Annotated in this window: 20 protein-coding genes; 9 read left to right on the forward strand and 11 right to left on the reverse strand. The window is 71.8% G+C overall.

The genetic code is table 11. From position 1 onward, the window contains the following. Nucleotides 1–4: 4 nt before the first annotated feature. The 3 genes from atpD to DXZ73_RS28690 all read left to right on the forward strand — a co-directional run bounded on the left by atpD (nucleotide 5) and on the right by DXZ73_RS28690 (nucleotide 2498). Complete coding sequence (atpD, locus tag DXZ73_RS28680; RefSeq protein WP_116213914.1) at nucleotides 5–1447, forward strand: F0F1 ATP synthase subunit beta; 1443 nt, start codon at nucleotides 5–7, stop codon at nucleotides 1445–1447. A gap of 111 nt (nucleotides 1448–1558) precedes the next feature. After that, nucleotides 1559–1933, forward strand: coding sequence for a F0F1 ATP synthase subunit epsilon (locus tag DXZ73_RS28685; RefSeq protein ID WP_116213915.1), 375 nt, complete (start codon nucleotides 1559–1561; stop codon nucleotides 1931–1933). A 118-nt stretch (nucleotides 1934–2051) separates the two neighbouring features. Then, nucleotides 2052–2498 (forward strand): DUF2550 domain-containing protein, encoded by a 447-nt coding sequence (locus tag DXZ73_RS28690; RefSeq protein ID WP_116213916.1) that lies wholly within the window; start codon nucleotides 2052–2054, stop codon nucleotides 2496–2498. A gap of 18 nt (nucleotides 2499–2516) precedes the next feature. On the opposite strand, the gene DXZ73_RS28695 is transcribed toward DXZ73_RS28690, so the two are convergent. The 3 genes from DXZ73_RS28695 to DXZ73_RS28705 form a co-directional block, all read right to left on the reverse strand. After that, the gene (locus DXZ73_RS28695; RefSeq protein WP_116213917.1) at nucleotides 2517–4847 is read right to left on the reverse strand and encodes a glycoside hydrolase family 18 chitinase; all 2331 of its coding nucleotides are present in this window, start codon (nucleotides 4845–4847) and stop codon (nucleotides 2517–2519) included. Nucleotides 4848–4979: 132 nt separating this feature from the next. Continuing rightward, nucleotides 4980–5729 (reverse strand): response regulator, encoded by a 750-nt coding sequence (locus DXZ73_RS28700; RefSeq protein WP_116213918.1) that lies wholly within the window; start codon nucleotides 5727–5729, stop codon nucleotides 4980–4982. Then, complete coding sequence (locus tag DXZ73_RS28705) at nucleotides 5726–6946, reverse strand: sensor histidine kinase (protein ID WP_116213919.1); 1221 nt, start codon at nucleotides 6944–6946, stop codon at nucleotides 5726–5728. Before DXZ73_RS28705 ends, DXZ73_RS28700 begins: the two co-directional genes overlap by 4 nt. A 159-nt stretch (nucleotides 6947–7105) precedes the next feature. Between DXZ73_RS28705 and DXZ73_RS28710 the strand changes: the two genes are divergently transcribed. Beyond that, nucleotides 7106–7681: a hypothetical protein gene (locus DXZ73_RS28710; protein ID WP_116213920.1), complete on the forward strand. Its 576-nt coding sequence runs from the start codon at nucleotides 7106–7108 to the stop codon at nucleotides 7679–7681. A 189-nt stretch (nucleotides 7682–7870) separates the two neighbouring features. Here DXZ73_RS28710 and DXZ73_RS28715 read toward each other — a convergent pair whose 3' ends face one another. Beyond that, complete coding sequence (locus tag DXZ73_RS28715; RefSeq protein ID WP_116213921.1) at nucleotides 7871–8443, reverse strand: cob(I)yrinic acid a,c-diamide adenosyltransferase; 573 nt, start codon at nucleotides 8441–8443, stop codon at nucleotides 7871–7873. 253 nt (nucleotides 8444–8696) lie between these two features. On the opposite strand from DXZ73_RS28715, the gene DXZ73_RS28720 reads away from it, so the two are divergent. The 3 genes from DXZ73_RS28720 (at nucleotide 8697) to DXZ73_RS28730 (ending at nucleotide 12984) form a co-directional block, all read left to right on the forward strand. After that, nucleotides 8697–9545 (forward strand): 3-hydroxyacyl-CoA dehydrogenase family protein, encoded by an 849-nt coding sequence (locus DXZ73_RS28720; protein WP_116213922.1) that lies wholly within the window; start codon nucleotides 8697–8699, stop codon nucleotides 9543–9545. 136 nt (nucleotides 9546–9681) lie between these two features. Next, nucleotides 9682–10005, forward strand: a complete 324-nt coding sequence (locus DXZ73_RS28725; protein ID WP_116213923.1) for an STAS domain-containing protein — start codon at nucleotides 9682–9684, stop codon at nucleotides 10003–10005. Between the two features lie 336 nt (nucleotides 10006–10341). Then, nucleotides 10342–12984, forward strand: a complete 2643-nt coding sequence (locus DXZ73_RS28730) for an ATP-binding protein (RefSeq protein ID WP_116215923.1) — start codon at nucleotides 10342–10344, stop codon at nucleotides 12982–12984. 171 nt (nucleotides 12985–13155) lie between these two features. Here DXZ73_RS28730 and nucS read toward each other — a convergent pair whose 3' ends face one another. Next, entirely contained in the window at nucleotides 13156–13818 is a 663-nt protein-coding gene (gene nucS, locus DXZ73_RS28735; protein WP_116213924.1) for an endonuclease NucS, read from the reverse strand. A gap of 231 nt (nucleotides 13819–14049) precedes the next feature. Here nucS and DXZ73_RS28740 point away from each other — a divergent pair, with 231 nt between their 5' ends. Beyond that, the gene (locus tag DXZ73_RS28740; protein WP_116213925.1) at nucleotides 14050–14442 is read left to right on the forward strand and encodes an SCO5389 family protein; all 393 of its coding nucleotides are present in this window, start codon (nucleotides 14050–14052) and stop codon (nucleotides 14440–14442) included. A gap of 150 nt (nucleotides 14443–14592) precedes the next feature. On the opposite strand, the gene DXZ73_RS28745 is transcribed toward DXZ73_RS28740, so the two are convergent. Next, the gene (locus DXZ73_RS28745; protein ID WP_116213926.1) at nucleotides 14593–15618 is read right to left on the reverse strand and encodes an LLM class flavin-dependent oxidoreductase; all 1026 of its coding nucleotides are present in this window, start codon (nucleotides 15616–15618) and stop codon (nucleotides 14593–14595) included. Nucleotides 15619–15823: 205 nt separating this feature from the next. Between DXZ73_RS28745 and DXZ73_RS28750 the strand changes: the two genes are divergently transcribed. Beyond that, entirely contained in the window at nucleotides 15824–16156 is a 333-nt protein-coding gene (locus DXZ73_RS28750; RefSeq protein ID WP_116213927.1) for an ATP/GTP-binding protein, read from the forward strand. A 32-nt stretch (nucleotides 16157–16188) separates the two neighbouring features. On the opposite strand, the gene DXZ73_RS28755 is transcribed toward DXZ73_RS28750, so the two are convergent. From DXZ73_RS28755 to DXZ73_RS28775, 5 genes are all read right to left on the reverse strand, one after another. Beyond that, nucleotides 16189–17082, reverse strand: coding sequence for an ABC transporter permease subunit (locus DXZ73_RS28755; protein ID WP_116213928.1), 894 nt, complete (start codon nucleotides 17080–17082; stop codon nucleotides 16189–16191). Further along, the gene (locus DXZ73_RS28760) at nucleotides 17079–18311 is read right to left on the reverse strand and encodes an ABC transporter ATP-binding protein (protein WP_116213929.1); all 1233 of its coding nucleotides are present in this window, start codon (nucleotides 18309–18311) and stop codon (nucleotides 17079–17081) included. The genes DXZ73_RS28755 and DXZ73_RS28760 overlap by 4 nt, the downstream gene beginning before the upstream one ends. A gap of 89 nt (nucleotides 18312–18400) precedes the next feature. Then, a complete protein-coding gene (locus DXZ73_RS28765) occupies nucleotides 18401–19273 on the reverse strand; it encodes a hypothetical protein (protein WP_205519253.1) in 873 nt (290 codons plus the stop codon). A 107-nt stretch (nucleotides 19274–19380) separates the two neighbouring features. After that, nucleotides 19381–20151, reverse strand: a complete 771-nt coding sequence (locus DXZ73_RS28770) for an ABC transporter permease (RefSeq protein ID WP_116213930.1) — start codon at nucleotides 20149–20151, stop codon at nucleotides 19381–19383. Between the two features lie 4 nt (nucleotides 20152–20155). Beyond that, nucleotides 20156–21139 carry an ABC transporter ATP-binding protein gene (locus DXZ73_RS28775; protein ID WP_116213931.1) on the reverse strand — a complete coding sequence of 328 codons (984 nt, stop codon included), beginning with the start codon at nucleotides 21137–21139 and terminating at the stop codon, nucleotides 20156–20158. Nucleotides 21140–21191 lie beyond the last annotated feature (52 nt).

Consider the following 21191-nt stretch of genomic DNA (forward strand, 5'->3'; position numbering starts at 1 on the left):
CACTATGACCACGACTGTTGAAACCGCCACGGCCACCGGCCGCGTCGCGCGGGTCATCGGCCCGGTCGTCGACGTGGAGTTCCCCGTCGACGCGATGCCGGAGATCTACAACGCGCTGCACGTCCAGGTCGCCGACCCGGCCGAGGACGGCAAGCTCAAGACGCTGACCCTCGAGGTCGCGCAGCACCTGGGCGAGGGCCTGGTCCGCGCCATCTCGATGCAGCCCACCGACGGTCTGGTCCGCCAGGCCGCCGTCACCGACACGGGCACGGGCATCACCGTCCCCGTCGGCGACGTCACCAAGGGCAAGGTGTTCAACACCCTCGGTGAGATCCTGAACAAGCCGGAGGCCGAGTCCGAGGTCACCGAGCGCTGGGCGATCCACCGCAAGGCGCCGAACTTCGACCAGCTCGAGTCCAAGACCGAGATGTTCGAGACCGGCGTCAAGGTCATCGACCTGCTGACCCCGTACGTCAAGGGCGGCAAGATCGGTCTGTTCGGTGGTGCCGGTGTCGGCAAGACCGTGCTGATCCAGGAAATGATCTACCGCGTGGCCAACAACCACGACGGTGTGTCGGTGTTCGCCGGTGTCGGTGAGCGCACCCGTGAGGGCAACGACCTCATCGAGGAAATGACCGACTCGGGCGTCATCGACAAGACGGCGCTCGTCTTCGGTCAGATGGACGAGCCCCCGGGCACCCGTCTGCGCGTCGCCCTGGCCGGTCTGACCATGGCGGAGTACTTCCGCGATGTGCAGAAGCAGGACGTGCTCTTCTTCATCGACAACATCTTCCGTTACACCCAGGCCGGTTCCGAGGTGTCCACCCTGCTCGGCCGTATGCCGTCCGCGGTGGGTTACCAGCCGAACCTGGCGGACGAGATGGGTCTGCTGCAGGAGCGCATCACCTCGACCCGCGGTCACTCGATCACCTCGATGCAGGCGATCTACGTCCCCGCGGACGACCTGACCGACCCGGCGCCGGCCACCACCTTCGCCCACCTGGACGCGACGACCGTTCTGTCGCGTCCGATCTCGGAGAAGGGCATCTACCCGGCGGTCGACCCGCTGGACTCGACGTCCCGCATCCTGGACCCGCGCTACATCGCGCAGGAGCACTACGACTGCGCCATGCGCGTCAAGACGATCCTGCAGAAGTACAAGGACCTCCAGGACATCATCGCGATCCTCGGTATCGACGAGCTGGGCGAGGAGGACAAGCTCGTCGTCCACCGTGCCCGTCGCGTCGAGCGCTTCCTGTCGCAGAACACCCACGTGGCGAAGCAGTTCACCGGCGTGGACGGTTCGGACGTCTCGCTCGACGAGTCGATCACCGCGTTCAACGCGATCTGCGACGGTGACTACGACCACTTCCCCGAGCAGGCGTTCTTCATGTGCGGTGGCATCGAGGACCTCAAGGCCAACGCCAAGGAGCTGGGCGTCTCCTGAGCCCCGTGCTCACGGCCGGGGGTGGGGCGATCCCGCCCCCGGTCGTCACGTCCCCTATTCTTTGACCCAACACCTGCCGGATTCGGCAGGTGACAGACCCGAGGAGCCACGTTGGCTGCTGAGCTGCACGTCGAGCTGGTCGCGGCGGACCGAAGCGTCTGGTCCGGCGAGGCCACTCTGGTCATCGCGCGTACCACATCGGGTGACATCGGCGTCATGCCCGGCCACCAGCCGCTGCTCGGTGTGCTGGAGTCCGGCCCGGTGACCATCAAGACCGCCGACGGCAATGTCGTCGCCGCGGTGCACGGCGGGTTCATCTCGTTCGCGGACGACAAGCTCTCGCTGGTCGCCGAGATCGCGGAGCTCGCCGACGAGATCGATGTCCAGCGCGCCGAGCGGGCGCTGGAGCGCGCGAAGTCGGAGGCCGACGCGGCCGCCGAGCGTCGCGCGGATGTCCGGCTGCGTGCGGTCACGGGCGTTCACTAGCCCGCGACCCACAGAGATCGTCCCTCAGCCGCGGACCGCACTGGATCACTCCAGGGCGGTCCGCGGCTGAGGCAATACAGGTGCGGTTGCTCTAGATGATGCGAGGAGGTCGGTGGAGATGGTCCTCGCTCTGCTCGTGAGCGGCGTCGTCGTCTTGCTGGTGTTGATCGGACTCTTTGTCTTCGGGCTGCGCAGGCGGCTCATCCAGCGGTCGGGCGGTACGTTCGACTGCAGCCTGCGGTGGAACGTGCCGGAGGACGTGCCGCTGGACGGCAAGGGGTGGGTCTACGGGGTCGCCCGCTACAACAGTGACCGGATCGAGTGGTTCCGGGTCTTCTCCTACGCGTACCGGCCGCGCCGGCTGCTGGAGCGGGCGTCGATCGAGGTTCTCGAACGGCGCCCGCCCTTCGGTGACGAGGAGCTCGCCCTGCTCTCCGACGCGGTCGTGCTGATCTGCTCGCACCAGGGCACGCGCCTGGAGCTCGCGATGAGCGAGGACGCGCTGACCGGGTTCCTGGCGTGGCTGGAGGCGGCGCCTCCCGGGCAGAGAGTCAATGTGGCTTGAGTCGGCGTCCCGTCGTGATTATTTGAGTCCGCCGTCGACGGCCGACATCAGCGTGCCGCTGTCCCCGGACATCTCCCAGATCATCACGCCGCCCAGCCCCTTGCCGCGGAGCCAGGCCGCCTTCTTGCCGATGGACCACGCGTCGTCGAAGGACCACCACTGGCCGTTGTCACCGGTGTAGCCGTACGTGGCGACGGTCTGCTCGTCGTGGTAGACGGTCAGGTTGGCCACGGACGCGATCAGGTTGTCGTAGCCGCGCGTGCCCGCCTCCTCGGGGAACTGGCCGGGGGCCGCCCCGTTCGCCTTCTGCCATGTGCCGTGCGCGCCGCCGTCGGTGACCTGCTGCCAGCCGCGCCCGTAGAAGGCCAGGCCGAGCATCACCTTGCGCGGGTCGACGCCCGCGTCGAGATAGGTCTGCACGGCCTTGTCCACGCTGAACTTCGTGGTGTACGGATCCTTGGGGTCGGCGTAGAGGTTGCCCTGGTGCCCGGTGAGGTTGGGCTCCCAGCTGTTGTCGCTGCCGGAGCCGTGGAAGTCGTAGCCCTGGACGTTCGCGTAGTCCATGTAGTCGAAGACGCTGGGCGTGCCGTCCTTGGTGGTGATGTCCCAGCCCGCGTCGATCTTGGCAGGGTCGGCCGGGGTGAAGGCCGTGAGCAGGTACTTCTTCCCGGTCGTGGTGGACAGCGCGTCGAGCTGCCTGCGGAACTCCGCGAACAGCAGGGTGTTGTTCGCCTTGTCGTCCTTCGACACGTGGTTGCCCGGGTGGCCGTCGGCGCCCGGCCACTCCCAGTCGATGTCGAAGCCGTCGAAGATCCCGGCGGCCGTGCCGTCGCCGCCGCGCCCGTTGCTGACCGGCAGATTGCCCTTGATGTACATGTCGATGCAGGACTTGACGAACTTCTGCCTGGAGGCGTCGGTCTTCGCGACGTCGGAGAAGTACTTGCTGTAGGTCCAGCCGCCCACCGAGATATTGATCTTGAGGTCGGGGTGCTTGGCCTTGAGCTTCTTCAGCTGGTTGAAGTTGCCCGCCAGCGGCTGGTCCCAGGTGTCCCCGACGCCGTCGACCGACTCACCGGCCGCGAACCCCTTCTCGTAGTCCGCCCAGGAGTCGCCCGCTCCGTCGCCCTGGCTGGGGTCCTCGGGGTTGGGCGTGGTGGCCTTGGTGACGCCGTTGAGACAGGTGAGGTTGGTCGGGTCGATGTTGGAGAACGCGTAGTTGAGGTGCGTCAGGCGCGCGGCCGCGCCGGTGTTCTCCAGGGACTTCACGGTGTAGCCGCGCCCGTAGATGCCCCACTGCACGAAGTACCCGACCCGGGCGTAGCCGGCCGGCGGCTTCGTGCCGCCGCCCGTGGTGCGCACGGTCAGCGGCGGGCTCGCCTTGCCGGTCTGGTCGGCGGTGTCGCGGGCGACGACGGTGTAGGTGTAGTCGGTGCCCGGCGTCAGGCCGGTGTCGGTGTAGGCGAGCTTGGCGACGGTGGCGGCCTTCACCGTGCCGCGGTAGACGTCGTAGTTCTTGATGCCGTGGTCGTCCGTGGCCGCGGGCCACTTCAGGGAGACGGAGGTGTCCGTTATGGCCGTCGCCTGCGGGGTGCCCGGCGCGGACGGCGGGTTGTCGGTGCCACCGCCGGTGCTCGTGCGGAGGGTGGCCGGAGGGCTCGCGGGGCCGGTCTGGCCGGCGGTGTCGCGGGCGACGACCTTGTAGGTGTACGCGGTGTCGGGGGTGAGCCCGGTGTCGGTGAACGAGGTGGTCGAGACCGTGCCGACAACGGTCTCACCGCGGTAGACGTCGTAGTTCTTGATCCCGTGGTCGTCCGTGGCGGCCGCCCAGCCCAGCGAGATGCTGGTGGACGTCACCCCGGTGGAGACGGGCTGCCCGGGCGCGCTCGGCGGGGTGTCGACGGGGGAGCCGTCACAGGGGCCGCCGTTGACCTTGCAGCCGCCGGGGGAGCCGTCACCGGCGGCGACGAAGCCGAAGGTGACGGCGGCGCCGGGCGCGATGGCGCCGTTGTACTCCCGGTTCTTGGCCGTGAAGTGCGTGCCCGAGCCGGTGATCAGGGCGTCCCAGTAGGCGCCGACCGTGGTGGTGGCGGGGAAGTCCCATTCCACGGTCCAGCCGTTGACGGCGGTCGTGCCGGTGTTCTTGACCGTCCACTCGGCCTGGAAGCCCGTGCCCCAGTCCGAGGTCTTGACGAAGGCGGCGGTGACCGAGGCCGCCTTCGGGGCGGGGGCGGCGTGCGAGGGGGAGGAGGCCAGGCCGACGACCGCGGCGGCCGGAAGGAGCAGCGCGGACAGCGCCGCGACGGTTCTGGAGAGGGGGTGTCTGCTGAGTCGTAAGGATCCTGTGCTCAAGGGAGCTCCTCGAGTGGGGCCTCGGTGGTGGGGGATGGGCGTGGGGAGCCGTGGTGCGACCGGTGAGCGTGCGCTATCCGGACATGTTCACCGCGACTGTGGAGGGGAGAGTAAAAAGGTCCGTACCAATGGTCAAGAGGTCTGGACCAGCCCCAATTCCTGTGCCAGCACGGCCGCTTGCACCCGGCTGCGCAGCCCCAGCTTGCCCAGCAGACGGCTGACGTGCGTCTTCACCGTCGCCTCCGCCATCGTCAGCCGCCCGGAGATCTCCGCGTTGGACAGCCCCTCGCCCAGACACACCAGCACCTCGCGCTCACGGCGGGTGAGCGGCTCCAGGACCGCCGGGTCCGGCGCGCCCGCCGGCCGTACGGTCGCGGGCCGCGCGAACTCCGCGATCAGCCGCCGCGTCACCGCCGGGGAGATCAGCCCCTCGCCCCGCGCCACCGTCCGCACCGCCGCGATCAGGTCGGCGGCCTCGCTGTCCTTGAGCAGGAACCCGGCGGCCCCCGCGCGCAGCGCCCCGAAGACGTACTCGTCCAGGTCGAAGGTGGTCAGCACCAGCACGTCCGCGAGCCGCTCCCCGGTGATGACCCGGGTGGCCGACACCCCGTCCAGGCGCGGCATCTGCACATCCATCAGCACCAGGTCCGGCTCCAGCGCCCGGGCCAGGCGCACGGCCTCCTCGCCGTCGGCGGCCTCGCCCACGACCTCGACGCCGGGCGCCGAGCGCAGGATGAGCACGAGCCCCGACCGCACGGCGGCCTGGTCCTCGGCGACGACCACGCGAATCCCCTCGCGGGGCGGCGCGCTGTCCCCCGTGGCACCCGGCACCGGGTGGGTGCCGCCCGCGACCGGTGGGCGGTTCTCGTTCCGACTGGTCATGCGCTGCCCTCGCTCTCCACGTTCTCCGTATCTTCCTCGGGGCCTGCCACGGGCAGTTCGGCCCGTACCTCCCAGACCGTCGCGCCGCGCTCCGGGCCGGGCACCGGCCCGGCCGTCAGCCGCCCGCCCACCAGGGCGACGCGTTCGCGCATGCCGATGAGCCCCGCGCCGGCGCCCGGGACACGAGGTCCGCGGCGGTCGTCCAGCCCGCTGGTCACCCGGACGACGAGCGGGCCGGGGCGCCGCCCGGGGCGCGTCAGTTCGACCGTCACCGGACCCCGTCCCGCGTGTTTCACCGCGTTGGTCAGCGACTCCTGGACGATGCGGTACGCCGCGAGCTCGACCGGCGCGGGCAGCGGCCCCGGGCCCCGCTCGTCGTGGAGGACGAAGGCGAGGCCGTCGTCCCGCACCGCCCCGCGGGCGTGGGCGAGCAGCGCCTCGACGCCGTCCAGCCGGGGCACGGCCGCGGGCCCGTCCGCCACGCCCGCGTCCCGCAGGATGCCGATGAGGCGGCGCATCTCGGCGAGGCCCTGCACGCTGTTCTCCCGGATGACGGCCAGCGCCTCGTCGGACGCCTTCGGGTCGCCGATCGACAGCGCGGCCGTGGAGTGGATCGCGATGGCGGACAGGTGCCCGGCCACCACGTCGTGCAGCTCGCGCGCCATCCGGGCGCGCTCCGCGCCGACCGCCTCCCGGCGGTCCAACTCGGCCAGCAGCGCGGTCCGCTCGGCCTCCAGCCGGGCCGCCCGGGCGTCGTCCCGGTGCACCCGGACCCCCACCCCGGTCCACGCGGGGACGATGGTGATCACGCCGAGCCCGATGCCGACCAGCAGTGCGGTGGGGGAGCGGACGATCGCGGCGGCCAGCAGCGTGCCCACGACGGTGAGCACTTCGGCGGCGCGCGGGATGAGGCGGTACGCGGCCGGAGAGCCGTAGAGCACCGCCGCGTAGACGAGGTCGGTGAACATCGCGACGTTCGCCATGAGGCTGCCCGAGAGCACGTCGAGCGTCAGGGCGGCCACCCCGATGGCGAGGCCCGTCAGCGGTGCCCTGCGGCGCAGCAGTTCGGCACCGGCCATGGCCGCCAGCGCCACCAGCGCGAGCTGCCCGGGCATCGCCGAGGCCGGCGAGCTGCTCAGCCCCAGCGCGTACAGCGCGGCTCCGCCGAGCAGCCCGGCGGCGGCGATGGGCACCTCTTCGCGGTGGGGTCGGGCCATGGGTCCATCACAGCACGTCGGAGGGGGTGCGGGCGTCCGTTGCCGGGGGCGGTGCGGGCGGCCGCGGTACATCGAAGGATGCAGTGCGGGATCGTCGCCGACGACGAGGAAACGGGCGGGAGCGGGGGCGACGCTGGTGGTGAGGGAAGGGAGAACCCCGTGATCGTCGCGTTGATCGTCACGTGTGAGGTCGGCTTCTGGGTGCTGCTGGCCGGCGGGCTGAGCCTGCGCTACCTGGCCCGGAGGCCGCGCGCGGGCCTCGCGGTGCTGCTGCTGGAGCCCGTGCTGGAGCTGGTCCTGCTGGTGGTCACCGCGATCGACCTGAAGAACGGCGCCCAGGCCGACTGGAAGCACGGCCTGGCCGCGGTCTACATCGGCTTCTCCGTCGGCCTCGGCCACTCCACCATCACCTGGGCCGACCAGCGCTTCGCCCACCGCTTCGCGGGCGGCCCGCCCCCGGTCAAGCCGCCGAAGCACGGGCGGGCGCGCACGGTGCGCGAATGGAGGTCGGCGGCCCGGTGGTGCCTGGCCGCGGCGGTCGCGGCGGGGCTGCTCCAGGCCGCGGTCTGGTACGTCGGGGACTCCGGCGACACCAGCTCGCTGCGGGCGTGGCAGACGAAGATGCTGCTGGTGATCGGCGTCAACGTGGTGATCGCGGTGAGCTACACGATCTGGCCCAAGCAGCCGGAGCCCGGGGCGACGGAGGAGCCGCCCCGGACGTACGAGAAGCTCTGACCACGCCTCACCTCAGCGCTGCGTCCCTCGGGGGGTGACCCCCGAACCCCCAGCCGGAGTGGTGGCGCGGTCAGCGGTTCTCGCCCGGTACCCAGAGGATGTCGCCCAGTTCCTTGTTCGCCGTGCGCGCCAGGATGCTGCGTCCCTCGGGGGGTGACCCCCGGACCCCCAGCCGGAGTGGCGGTGCGGTCAGCGGTTCTCGCCCGGTACCCAGAGGATGTCGCCCAGCTCCTTGTTCGCCGTGCGCGCCAAGATGAAGAGCAGGTCCGAGAGGCGGTTGAGGTAGGTCGCCGCCAGCGGGTTCATGATGTCGGCGTGGAGCTCCATCGCCGCCCAGGTGGAGCGCTCCGCCCGGCGGACCACCGTGCAGGCCTGGTGGAGGAGGGCCGCGCCCGGGGTGCCGCCGGGGAGGATGAAGCTGCGGAGCTTCTCCAGGTCCTCCAGGAAGCGGTCGCAGTCCGCCTCCAGCTTGTCGATGTAGGACTGCTCGACGCGCAGCGGTGGGTACTTGGGGTTCTCCGCCACCGGGGTCGCCAGGTCCGCGCCCACGTCGAAGAGGTCGTTCTGGATGCGGACGAGCACCTTGACGACCTCCTCCGGCAGCTGCCCGAGCGCGATGGCGACGCCGATGGCGGCGTTGGCCTCGTTGGCGTCGGCGTAGGCGGCGATCCGGGTGTCGGTCTTCACCGTGCGGCTCATGTCGCCGAGGGCGGTGGTGCCGCTGTCTCCGGTGCGGGTGTAGATGCGCGTCAGATTGACCATGGGGACGAGCGTATGCGCCGCGCGGGGGTTCCCGGCAGCGCCCCGCCATGGCGTGCGACATGTGATCGGTGGTGCGCAAGGGGCTCAACTGCTGCGTGAGGCGCGGCTCGTAGCCGTCTCGGTGTGATGTCCGTCATGTGGGACGTGACGCGCATCTCTAACCGCCCAAAGCGGCCCCCACGGGCGCTAATGTCCGCCGAGAGAGTGCGTACGGAACAGAACAGCGTTGTGCACAGGGAGTAAGGGGACAACCGTGGCCAAGAAGCTCGCCGTCATCGGTGCCGGACTGATGGGATCGGGCATCGCCCAGGTCTCCGCCCAGGCCGGCTGGGACGTCGTCCTGCGGGACGTCACCGACGCGGCGCTGCAGCGGGGCACGGACGGCATCAAGGCTTCGTACGACCGGTTCGTCGCCAAGGGCAAGCTCGACGCGGACGCGGCCGGGCAGGCCCTCGCCCGGATCACCACCACCACCGACCTCGACGGTGCCGCCGACGCGGACATCGTCGTCGAGGCGGTCTTCGAGGACGTCGACACCAAGCGGGACATCTTCCGCACCCTGGACGGCCTGGTGAAGGACGAGACGGTCCTCGCCTCCAACACCTCCGCCATCCCGATCACCAAGATCGCCGCCGCCACGCGGCGGCCCGAGCGGGTCGTCGGCACGCACTTCTTCTCGCCGGTGCCCATGATGCAGCTCTGCGAGCTGGTCCGCGGCCACAAGACCAGCGACGAAACCCTCGCCACCGCACGGGAGTTCGCGGAGGGCGTCGGCAAGACGTGCATCGTCGTCAACCGCGACGTCGCGGGCTTCGTCACCACCCGCCTCATCTCGGCGCTCGTCGTCGAGGCGGCGAAGCTCTACGAGTCGGGCGTGGCCACCGCCGAGGACATCGACATCGCCTGCAGGCTGGGCTTCGGCCACGCGATGGGCCCGCTGGCCACCGCCGACCTGACCGGCGTCGACATCCTGACGCACGCCACCGGGAACATCTACGCCGAGTGCCAGGACGAGAAGTTCGCGCCGCCGGAGATCATGCGCCGCATGGTCGACGCGGGAGACCTCGGCCGCAAGAGCGGTCAGGGCTTTTACCAGCACTGACGGGACATCCGCTATCTGGTTCACCCGCGAGGGTGAATTAGGTATCGGTTCGCCAATAAGCGGCAACCTTGTCGTGTGAGAGGCAGTCAGTTCTTTAGAACCTCATCCACATCACGCACCACTCCCGGGAGCGCATATGCACATCAGGGGCGACCACGCCGAACTGGTCGTCGGGGGGCGCCTCGACGTCCGCAGTGCGGCGGACGCCCGTACGGTCCTGCACTCCGCGCTCGACGCGGGCCGCGGTGACCTGGTGCTCGACCTCACCGAGCTGGACTCCTGGGACGCCACGGGGCTGGGCGTCATCATGGGCGCCCACCGCCGCGCCGGGCGCACCGGCCGGCGGCTGGTCCTGCGCGGAGTGCCCGACCGGATGCAGCGGCTGCTGGTCGCCACCCGGCTGCACCGCATCCTCGCCATCGAGGGCGGCATCGAGGCCGAGTCCCTGCCCAGGGTGTGAGACGCCGGAGGGGCGCATGGGGGAGCGGGGGAATTGCGAGGAAGGGCCCGGCCCGGGGCCGTTGGGGCGTCCGTGCCCCGCTCCGGCTTTCGCCCGCTTCGTCCGCCGATCCTCACGAGACTGTGACGTCCCCCGGGCGGCGGGGCCCCACCGGATTCATGGATACTGTGCGCAGGTCTGAGGTTCGGTTTTCCCGCCGCATAAGGCCGTACAACCATGCCCACACGGCGGGCACCGGACCCTGAGCGCCGGCCGGGCGGCACCCGGCCGAAGTCGAGGGAGTGCGGACAGGCCGGGAGGGCACGACGGCACGCCACGCATTTGGGGGCTTTCACCATGGACCCGACGAACCGATCCGAGGAATTCGGCGACGGCGCCCACGAGCCCGCCACCGACGGCGGCCCGGCGCGGGAGACGCAGGGTCAGGAGAGCGGCGGGCAGGGGCCCGCGCCCGTCCGCGTCGTCCGGCTGGTCGCCGGCGACTACGTCCTCACCGTCAACCCGGTCGACGGCAGCGAGATCGAACCCTGCCTGCCCGGGCAGCAGCCCGGCCGCCCCGGCAAGCACGGCCCCGCCGAGCGCGCCGAGCGGCTCCGCGCCGCGGGCCCGCCGCCGCCCGCCCGCGCGGCCGGCCCCGAACTCCCCCTGCTGGAACGGCAGGAGGAGCGCGAGCGACTCGTCCGGCTGCTCTCGCGCGGCCGTTCCGTACGCCTGACCGGCCCGTCCGGCTCCGGCCGCAGTGCCCTGCTCGACGCCGTCGCCGCGGACTGCGCGGACCTCGCGCCGGACGGCGTCGTGCGCCTCAGCGGCCACCACCGCACCACCACCGACCTGCTGTACGAGCTCTTCGCCGCCGTCCACGACGCGCCGCTGCACCGGCCCGACCGGGCCGAACTCCTGGCGCTGGTCCACGAGATCGGCGCGGTCGTCGTCCTGGACGACCTCGAATTCGGCGGCGGCGCGCTCGACGAGCTCCTCGACGCCACCCCCGAGTGCGCGTTCCTCCTCTCGGCCACGCCCGAGATCGCCGCGCCCTCCGCCGACTCCCACCTCGAAGAGGTCTTCCTCGGCGGGCTCGACCGCACCGGCTGCCTGGAGCTGCTGGAGCACGCCGTCGGCCGACCGCTCAGCGACGAGGAGGCCGACTGGGCGGCGGACCTGTGGTTCGCGTCCGAGGGGCTGCCGCTGCGCTTCGTCCAGGCGGGGGCGCTGCTGCGGCAGCGTGACAACCCGCCGGGCGCGGAGGCGGCCGTGGCCGACGAGTTCGGCGTCTTCGCCGAGCGGCCCTACGTCGCCGCCGCCGAGACCGCCGACCCGGAGCCCGCCGCCGCGGCCGACCGGTCCGACGTGCCGCTGCCCGCCCTCGCCTCGGCCACGGCCCCCGCGCCCCGGCTCGCCTCCCGGCTCGGCGAGGCCGCCCGCGACACCCTGCGCTTCGCCGTCGCCCTCGGCGGCGAGGTCCCGCACCAGGCGCACCTGCCCGCCCTCGTGGGCGACACCCACGCCGACGCGGCCCTCGGCGAACTCCTCGCCGCAGGGCTGATCACCGCCACCGGCGCGCACTACCGGCTGGCGGCGGGCGTCGCCGACCAGCTGCTCGCGGAGGGGTACGGACGGGACTCCGCCGACCTCGCGCACTCCGCCGCCCAGCACTACGGCTGGTGGACCGGGCACCCCTCCGTCACCCCCGAGCGGGCCGCCCAGGAGGCCGACGCGATCCTCGCCGCGCTGGCGGCCTCGGCCACCGACGGCGAGGCCGCGCACGCGGAAGCGGCGGTGCGGCTGGCCCGCACGGCGGCACCCGCCTTCGCGGCGGCCCTGCACTGGAGCGCGTGGGAGCGCTGCCTGCGGCACGGCCAGGCCGCGGCCCGGCGGGCGGGTGAGGTCGGTGAAGAGGCGTACTTCCACCACGAGTTGGGCGTGCTCGCCCTGTGCACCGGCAACATCGACCGGGCGCGCGCCGAGCTGGAGGCGTCCGTCGGGATGCGCGGGGTGCTGGCGGACAAACGCGGTGCCATAGCGGGCCGTCGCGCCCTCGCCCTCGTCGCCGACCGCTCCGGTCGGACGCCGAACGGGCCCGCGGTGCCACGGACCGAGCCCGGCGCGACCCCGGCGGCCCCCGTGCCGTCCGCGCCGGCCCCCGCCTTCCCGCCGCCGGTGCCCCCGGCCGCCCGGCCGACCGCCGGTGAGGAGATCCCCGACGCGCGCCGCGAGGAGTCGGCCACGCCGCCCTCCGCGATGCCGGCGGCGCCCTTCGTCACGCCCGTCGACCAGGACCGCGTCACGACCGAGGCCATCAACAGGCTCGGCGCGGGCGCGGGTTCGGTCGGCGGCGCGGGCAAGCGCCTGTCGTCCCAGCCGTGGGCGAGAAAGCTGATGGTGAGCGGCAGCCGGCGCAATCTCGCCGCGGCGGGCGCCGGGGCGCTGCTCGCCGCCGTGCTCGGCACCGTCGTGACGCTCGGCGCCACGTCCGGCAGCCACGACGGGGACGCCTCCGACGGCAAGGTGACGCCCGACCGGTCCGCGTCGCAGCAGGACGGCGACAACAGCCTCACCGCGGATCAGCCGCGGCCGGGCGAGGCGGGGCACGCGCAGGTGCCGGGACAGCCGGGGAAGCCCGGTCAGTCGGCCTCTCCGGGGGCGTCGGGCAGCGCGTCCCCCGGCGCGTCCGGCAGTTCGGCTCCTAGCGCGGGGCCGAGCAGCGGCGGCAAGCCGTCCGGTGGGCCGTCGCAGCCTTCGACTCCGTCGGAGTCGCCTTCCAAGCAGCCCACGAAGGACCCGACCACGCCGCCCGTTCCGTCCAAGGACCCGACGAAGGACCCGACGAAGGGCCCCACCTCTCCGCCGGTGACTCCGTCGCAGCCGCCGACGGGCGGGGGCGGGTCGAGTTCGGTGGCCGGACCGCCGACCGGTGGCCACTCGGCGGGCTCCTCCGGCAGCCGTCCGTCGGACGGGGGCGCGGGCAGCCCTTCGGCGTAGCGGGGGTTTCTTTTCCCCTACCCGCCCCTTCCCGCAACTGGGGGCTCTGCCCCCAGCCCCCCGACGCGGCTTCGCCGCGTGTCCTCAAACGCCGGACGGGCTGGATTCCCAGCCCGTCCGGCGTTTGAGGACAGCGCCGCAGGCGCTCGGCCTGCGGCTGACACACCCAGGTCAGAAAAGACGAAGCTTGTCGTCCTCGATGCCGCGCATCGCGTCGTAGTCGAGGACGAGGCAGCCGATGCCGCGGTCCGTCGCCAGGACGCGGGCCTGCGGCTTGATCTCCTGTGCGGCGAAGACGCCCCGGACGGGCGCGAGGTGCGGATCGCGGTTGAGCAGCTCCAGGTAGCGCGTGAGCTGTTCCACACCGTCGATGTCGCCGCGCCGCTTCAGCTCCACGGCCACCGTCGCGCCGTCCGCGTCGCGGCAGAGGATGTCCACGGGCCCGATCGCCGTCGGGTACTCCCGGCGGATCAGCGTGTAGCCCTCGCCGAGCGTCTCGATCCGGTCGGCCAGCAGCTCCTGGAGGTGCGCTTCCACGCCGTCCTTGATCAGGCCCGGGTCGACGCCGAGTTCATGGGAGGAATCGTGCAGCACTTCCTCCATAGTGATGATCAGCTTCTCGCCCGCCTTGTTGACCACCGTCCACACGGAGCCGTCCCCCTCCTTGAGGGTGCACGGCGGGGACATCCAGTTGAGGGGTTTGTAGGCCCTGTCGTCCGCGTGGATGGAGACACTGCCGTCCGCCTTGACGAGGATCAGTCGCGGGGCGGAGGGGAGGTGGGCGGTGAGCCGGCCCGCGTAGTCCACGGAGCAACGGGCGATGACGAGACGCATGGTGAGTCACGCTACTCGACACCCGCCCCTCGGCGCGATTCGCCCTTGTTGAACCCCTTCGGCGGTACCGCCGAACGCCCTGGGCCGTGGCCGGTTGTTGTGCCGTTCTCCTGGTGCCCCCGCAGTGGCCGATTTACCGTTGAAGCGGGCGGTCGCCGTACGGGCACAGGGCGTCGTCGTCCGCTCGCCCATCCCTGAGACCCCGCTCGCGGGGTCGCGAGAGGAGAACTCATGTCGCTCGACGTCTCACCGGCCCTCCTTGAACAGGCCGAGCGAGGCGAGGTCGACGAAGCGGAATTCGTCGACTGCGTCCGGACCTCCCTGCCGTATGCGTGGGAGATGATCAGCTCCCTGGTGGCCCGGCTCAAGATCGACGGTGGCGAGTTCGCCGACAACCAGACGCCTCCGCCGGACGAGCAGGCCCGTGGCCAGCTGCTGCGGGCCCTGGCGAGTGACGCGATCCGCGGTGCGCTTGAGCGGCACTTCGGCGTGCGCCTGGCGTTCCAGAACTGCCACCGGGTGGCGGTCTTCCCGCTCGACCCGTCGGCCGACGACCGCCTCGCCCGCTTCACCTCGATCCGCGGCCAGCTGCTGAATCAGTCCCCGATCCTGCGGGACTGCTGACGCATCCGTGCTGCCGCTCCGCACGCGGGAGGTGCGATCAGTGCCGGGCGGCAGCTCTGGGGACGGTGCGTTGCCGGGTGCGGGCCTGTTGCTGCCTGCGGCGGGAGCGCCCTTCGGGCACGTCCTCAAACTGCGGGCCGCAACGGATGGTCAGGTGAGCAGTGGCAGTACCTCGGAGCCCAGCCGGCGGAGGTTCTCCTCGGTGGCGGCCAGGTCGCCGGAGCCCTCGGCCAGCAGGGCGAAGCGGGTGATGCCCGTGCGCTCGGAGGTGGCCGCGAGGCGGTCCGCGCACAGCCGCGGCGGGCCCACCGGGTGGAGCTCGCAGAGCCGCTGGGTGTACGCGAGCGGGTCGCGCATCCGCCGCGGCCTGCCGTCGACCGTCTCATAGGCGGCGAGCCCGTGGTGGAACCAGCCCGGCATGGCCTTGGCGAGGGTCTCCGCCGCCTCCTGCCGCCTGTCCCCGACCTGGGCGACACCGGCCGACACATGGCCCGCCGCCGCCACCTCCTCGGGTGAACTCCCGGCCTCCAGCGCGCACTTGCGCCAGAAGGCGACCATCTCCGCCTTCTCCTCGTCGGCGCTGTGCATCCCGAGCAGCATCGGCAGCCCGTGCGCGGCCGCCAGCCGGACGCTCGCGGGCGAGGTGCAGGCGAGGAGCACCGGCGGGCCGGAACGATCCTCCAGATCGTCCGGGCGCGGCACGACGGGCACTTCGCGGAAGTGGAAGCGGGGCCCGGTCGCGCTCACCCGGGGCGTGCGCAGCCACCGCATCAGCAGGTCGAGCGACTCGGGGAACCCCTCCTCGTACGCCTCCAGGCCGGTGCCGAAGACCTCAAGGTCGACCCAGGGGCCGCCGCGGCCCACCCCCAGCGTGAACCGGCCCTCGGAGGCGAGGTGCAGCAGCGCCGCCTGCTCGCCCAGCGCCACGGGGTGCACGGTGGGCAGCACGCTCACCGCCGTTCCCACCTCGATCCGCCGGGTGCGCCCCAGCATCAGCCCGGCCAGCGTCACCGCCGACGGGCAGACCCCGTACGGAATGAAGTGGTGCTCCGCGAGCCAGACCGCGTCCAGCCCGGCCTCCTCGGCGACCACCGCCGTCCGGACGGCCCGGTGCAGTGCCTCCCCATGCCCCTGGCCGGGGAACTGCGCGGCCAGGACGAATGCTCCAACGCGCATCGCTCTCAATCTCCTTGCTGGCGACCGACGCGGCATCCCCCACCGGAATCAACGGCTGACACGTGCCATGGGCACGGCCTCGCGTTAAGTTTTAACGATGATCGGAGAGTGCTCGGGTGGTGCTTGAGGGATGCCCGCCCGGGACGGTGACGGTGACGCGTAACCTGGTTACGGCCCGTAGCTCCCCAGACCTCCGAGGTGCCCCGTGTCCCCGCGCCGAAACCGCCCGCGAGGCGGCGCAGAACATCAAGCCGACGCCCCGCGCGAGTTCGTCGGCGACCGCTACGGCCTGGAGCACAGCGAGAGCTGGCAGGGCGAGGACTGGGCCGTCCGCACGGTCGGCGGCGGCGCGGCGGCGAAGCACTACCGGTGCCCGGGGTGCGACCAGGAGATCCCGCCCGGTGTCCCGCACCTCGTCGCGTGGCCGCTCCACGGCGGCGGCGTGGAGGACCGGCGGCACTGGCACAAGGCGTGCTGGAACGCGAAGGACCGCCGGAGCGCGCGGCTCCAGCGGTCCCGTAACGCGCCTCGGTATTGAGGCGATCGGCCGGCTTCCGGCCGGCCGCGGTCCTACGCGTCGCGCTTCATCAGGGCCGCGTACGCGCCGCCCAGGGCGACCGCCACCACACCCATCATGATCCAGACCGGGTCCCAGCCCGTGGGGCCGGAGGAGTCGGGCCCGTCGGTACCCGAGGCGAAGAGCACGAACAGCTCGTACGGGATCGAGTACTGGAGCAGGAACTTCCGTACCTCCGACAGCGCGCTCGCGTACATGAACATCGTCATGACCAGCGGCAGCAGCATCAGGCCGAGCATCGCCGTGATCGCCCCCGCGGAGTGCCGCACGATCGTGCCCACGGCCAGCGCCAGCAGCCCGATCAGCGCCACGAACAGGCTGACGCCGACCGTCGCGCGCAGCCACATCTCACCCGTCGTGCGGTCGGTCCACTGCCCCTGGAGCATCGACTCGGCGACCATGCCGACCAGCGTCGTCGACACCAGGGTGATCGTGAACACCAGCAGGAAGAAGACGATCGCCTTCGCCGTCAGCACGCGGGCGCGGTTCGGGCAGGCGGTCAGCGTGGTGCGGATCATCCCCGTGCCGAACTCGGAGGAGATCGTCAGCACACCGAGCGTGATGACGCAGATGACACCGAGCAGCACGCCGAAGACGCCGAAGCTCAGCGCCGACATGTCCTTCCCGCCGCCGCCGTTGTCGTCGACGGCGGTGGCCGCCGCCGCGATCGCGCAGCCGATGCCGAAGACCAGCGCGACCATGACGCCCAGCGTCCACATCGTGGACCGCAGCGAGCGGATCTTGGTCCACTCGGAGGCGAGCGCGTCGGCGAGGGTCGCCTTCCGCACCGGGATCGGGGAGAGGTACCCGCCGGTCCACTGAGGGGCCTCCGGCGCGAAGGCCGGTGCCTGCGGCGCGGCCGGCTGCGGGTGCTGGGGGGCGGTCATCGGGCGTCCTCGCTGTCACGCTTGGTCAGGTCGGCGGGGGCGGTGGCGGGCGCGCCGGCCGGGGCGGCGGGCGCGGAAGGCCCGGCGGGCGGCGCGGCCGGGGCCTGGGCGGGCTGCGGCGGGGCGTAGGGATTCGGCTGCTCGCCCGTCAGCGTGGGATAGGGGTTGCCCGGTGCGGGCTGCCCCCAGCCCTGTCCCGGCTGCCCCCAGCCCTGCGCGGGCTGGCCCCAGCCCTGGCCCTGCGGGGGCGTCGCGCCGTAGCCGTACCCCTGGGCGTACGGGTCGGCCTGCATCAGACCCGCGCGCTGGTCGGCGGTCGAGCGGTAGTCGACCGCGCCCTGGGTCATCCGCATGTACGCCTCCTCCAGGGACGCCTGGTGCGGGGAGAGCTCCCAGAGGCGGACGTCCGCGTCGTGCGCGAGGTCGCTGATCCGGGGGAGCGGCACACCGGTGACGCGCAGGGCGCCGCCCGGCTCGGCCAGCACCTGGCCGCCCGCCTCGACCAGCGCGGCCGTCAGCTTCTCGCGGCCCTCGGGCTCGGTGTCCGCGGTCCGCACGCGCGCGAAGTCCGCGGAGTTCGCGGAGATGAAGTCCTTGACGGTCATGTCGGCGAGCAGCTGGCCGCGGCCGATGACGATCAGGTGCTCGGCGGTGAGGGCCATCTCGCTCATCAGGTGCGAGGAGACGAAGACGGTACGGCCCTCCGCCGCGAGCTGCTTCATCAGGTTGCGGACCCACAGGATGCCCTCGGGGTCGAGGCCGTTGACCGGCTCGTCGAAGAGCAGCACCTGCGGGTCGCCCAGCAGCGCGGCCGCGATGCCCAGGCGCTGGCCCATGCCGAGGGAGAAGCCCTTGGAGCGCTTGCGGGCCACGTCCTGGAGGCCGACGACGCCGAGCACCTCGTCCACGCGGCGCGCGGGCAGGCCCGCGAGCTGGGCGAGCGAGAGCAGGTGCAGCCGGGCGCTGCGCCCGCCGTGCACCGCCTTCGCGTCGAGGAGGGCGCCGACCTGGCGGGGCGCGTTGGGCAGCTTGGCGAAGGGGTAACCGCCGATGGTGACACTGCCGGACGTCGGCACGTCCAGGCCGAGGATCATGCGCATCGTGGTCGACTTGCCGGATCCGTTGGGACCCAGGAAGCCGGTGACGGTCCCGGGCCGCACCTGGAACGACAGATTGTGCACGGCCGTCTTGGCGCCGTAGCGCTTCGTGAGGCCGACTGCCTCGATCATTCTCCGCCCCTCGCGAGCTTCTTCGAGGCATAAGCCCCCGTAAGGGTTAGGAGCATAACGAGGAGCTGACGGTTCCCGTTATGTGAGATTTATGTGACTGGTGGGTAAGGCGTGTCGTCGTGGGGCGGGGACAGCTCGTCGTAGGTGCGTGGCGTGGCGGACGTCTCCTCCGGTGCGGGGAAGCCGCCGCCGGTCAGCACCCAGCCGTGGCGCCGGAAGATCCGCCTGCCTTCCCGGCGCACCGCCTCATCCGCCCGCGCCCGCTCCACCCAGCTCTCCGGGCCGGGCCCGAGCAGGTCCCGCAGGGCGGGAGAGGAGGTCAGCAGCCGGGTGAGCAGGACGCGCTGGTCGCCGCCGCCGGGGAGCGGGCGGCCGTCCGCCGTGTCGGTCAGGACGCCGTGCAGGCTGACGTAGAGATACGCCCCGCCGAGCGCCTCACCGGACGGCATGGTCATGGGGAAGCGGGCGCCGGGCAGCAGGACGCGCCGGTAGTTGGACTCCGTCGCGTCCACCGCGCCCAGCTGCTCGGTGTCCAGCCAGCTGATCACCAGGGCGAGCTCGGCGTCCGGCTCGGCGTACGGGGCGGCCGCCACGTATCCGTTCCGGCCGATGTGCCCGGAGCAGCCGACGCCGATGCCGCGCACGCGCACCGGGACCATGGGGGTGGCCGTGGGCAGGCCCCGGCGGGCGAGCTTGTGGTGGAGCTGGGCGGGGGAGGCGTTGGAGCCGACGGCGATGACGGGGTGGCGGTGGGCGGTGGTGGGGGTGCGAAGGCTTTTGAGCAGGGTGTCGAGCGTCGGCTCGTCGTCTGCGGTGACTGTCCAGTCGCCGAGGCGCTTGTGGGGTACGGGGGTCAGCGGGGTCAGCGTGCGGCCGTTGAGCAGGACGGGCTCGGTGGCGGGTCGGCCGGGGTAGGTGAGCGGGTGCTCCGCGGGGGCGCGGCCCAGGCTGTGGCGGGTCACGCTGCATTCTTTCCCCAGCCCCGCCCCTTCCCGAAACTGGGGCTCCGCCCCAGACCCCGCAGCACGCTCCGCGCGCTGTCCTCAAACGCCGGACGGGCTGGTACAGGTCACGCGTCCCTCTCCCGCAGGACCACATACGCCCCCACCAGCGCCGCCACCACCCAAAGCACCATGATCGCGAAACCGCCCCAGGGGCCGTACGGGGCGTCGTCGTCCAGCGTGATCACCTGCATGACCTTGCGGCCCGCCTGGTCCGGGAAGTACTGGGCCACCTTCTTCGTGGCCGGCACCGCGCCGAGGATGTTCGAGATCAGGAAGAAGAACGGCATCAGGATGCCCAGCGACAGCATCGGGCTGCGCAGCATCGTGGCGATGCCCATGGAGAAGACGGTGATCAGGGTCATGTAGAGGCCGCCGCCGATGACGGCGCGCAGCACCCCCGGGTCGCCGATGGACGCCTTGTGCTCGCCCAGCATCGCCTGGCCGAGAAAGAACGCCAGAAAACTCGTGACCATGCTGACGGCCAGCGTCAGCAGCGTCGCAATGGTGATCTTGCTGAAGAGAAATGTGCCGCGCTGCGGCACGGCCGCGAGCGAAGTGCGGATCATTCCGGTGCTGTATTCGTTGGAGACGACCAGCACCCCGAAAACGATCATTGCGAGCTGGCCCAGTCCCATGCCCGCGAAACTCGTGAACGTCGGATCGAAAGTGAGCCTCTCCTTCGGCGACAGTTTGTCGAAGTTGCTTTTGGAAAGAGCGCTGATCAGAATGCCCAGCGCGACCGTCACGACCAGGGCGAGGCCGAGCGTCCACACCGTGGAGCGAACGGATTTGATCTTTGTCCATTCGGACTGGAGGACCTGGGTCGCCACCGCCATCGCTTCAGGATCCCTTCTTCTGCCAGTCGGTGCCCCAGCCGGACCCCGGGGGCTGCGGACCCGGAGCGGGGCCCGGGGCCGGCGCGCTGTGCGCGTGGTACTCCACCGACTCGGCGGTGAGCTGCATGAACGCCTCCTCCAGCGAAGCCTGCTGAGGGCTCAGCTCGTGCAGCACGATCTGGTGCCGGGCCGCGAGCTCACCGAGGCGCGCCCCGTCCGCCCCGTCCACCTCCAGCGAGCCGTCGCCGGCCGTCACGGCGGTGATGCCCGAGCCCGACAGGACATCCAGCAGCCGCTCGCGCTCGGGCGAGCGCAGCCGCACGTACGAGCGGGAGTTCTGCGCGATGAAGTCCGCCATCGAGGTGTCGGCCAGCAGCCGCCCCTGGCCGATGACGATCAGGTGCTCGGCGGTCAGGGCCATCTCGCTCATCAGGTGCGAGGAGACGAAGACCGTACGCCCCTGGGAGGCGAGGTTCTTCATCAGATTGCGGATCCAGTGGATGCCCTCGGGGTCCAGGCCGTTGACCGGCTCGTCGAAGAGCAGCACCTGCGGGTCGCCCAGCAGCGCGCCCGCGATCCCGAGCCGCTGGCCCATGCCGAGCGAGAAGCCCTTGGAGCGCTTCTTCGCCACCGACGTCAGGCCCACCGTGTCCAGCACCTCCGCCACCCGGGCCCGGGGGATGCCATTGCTCTGCGCCAGGCACAGCAGGTGGTTGTAGGCGCTGCGCCCGCCGTGCATCGCCTTGGCGTCCAGCAGCGCGCCGACGACCTTCAGCGGATCCCTCAGCTGGCGGTAGTGCTTGCCGTCCAGGTGGACCGAGCCGGCGGTGGGCCGGTCCAGATCGAGCATCATCCGCATCGTCGTGGACTTGCCCGCGCCGTTGGGACCCAGGAAGCCGGTGACGATCCCGGGGCGTACGGTGCAGGTGAGGCCGTCCACGGCGAGCTTGTCGCCGTAGCGCTTGGTCAGACCCTGCAGCTCGATCATTCCGCCACGTTAAGGGCGTACCCGCCGCCGCGCCACCGGTGGCCGCCCATCC

This window comes from Streptoverticillium olivoreticuli subsp. olivoreticuli, from assembly GCF_003391135.1.
Classification (GTDB): Bacteria; Actinomycetota; Actinomycetes; order Streptomycetales; family Streptomycetaceae; genus Streptomyces; species Streptomyces blastmyceticus.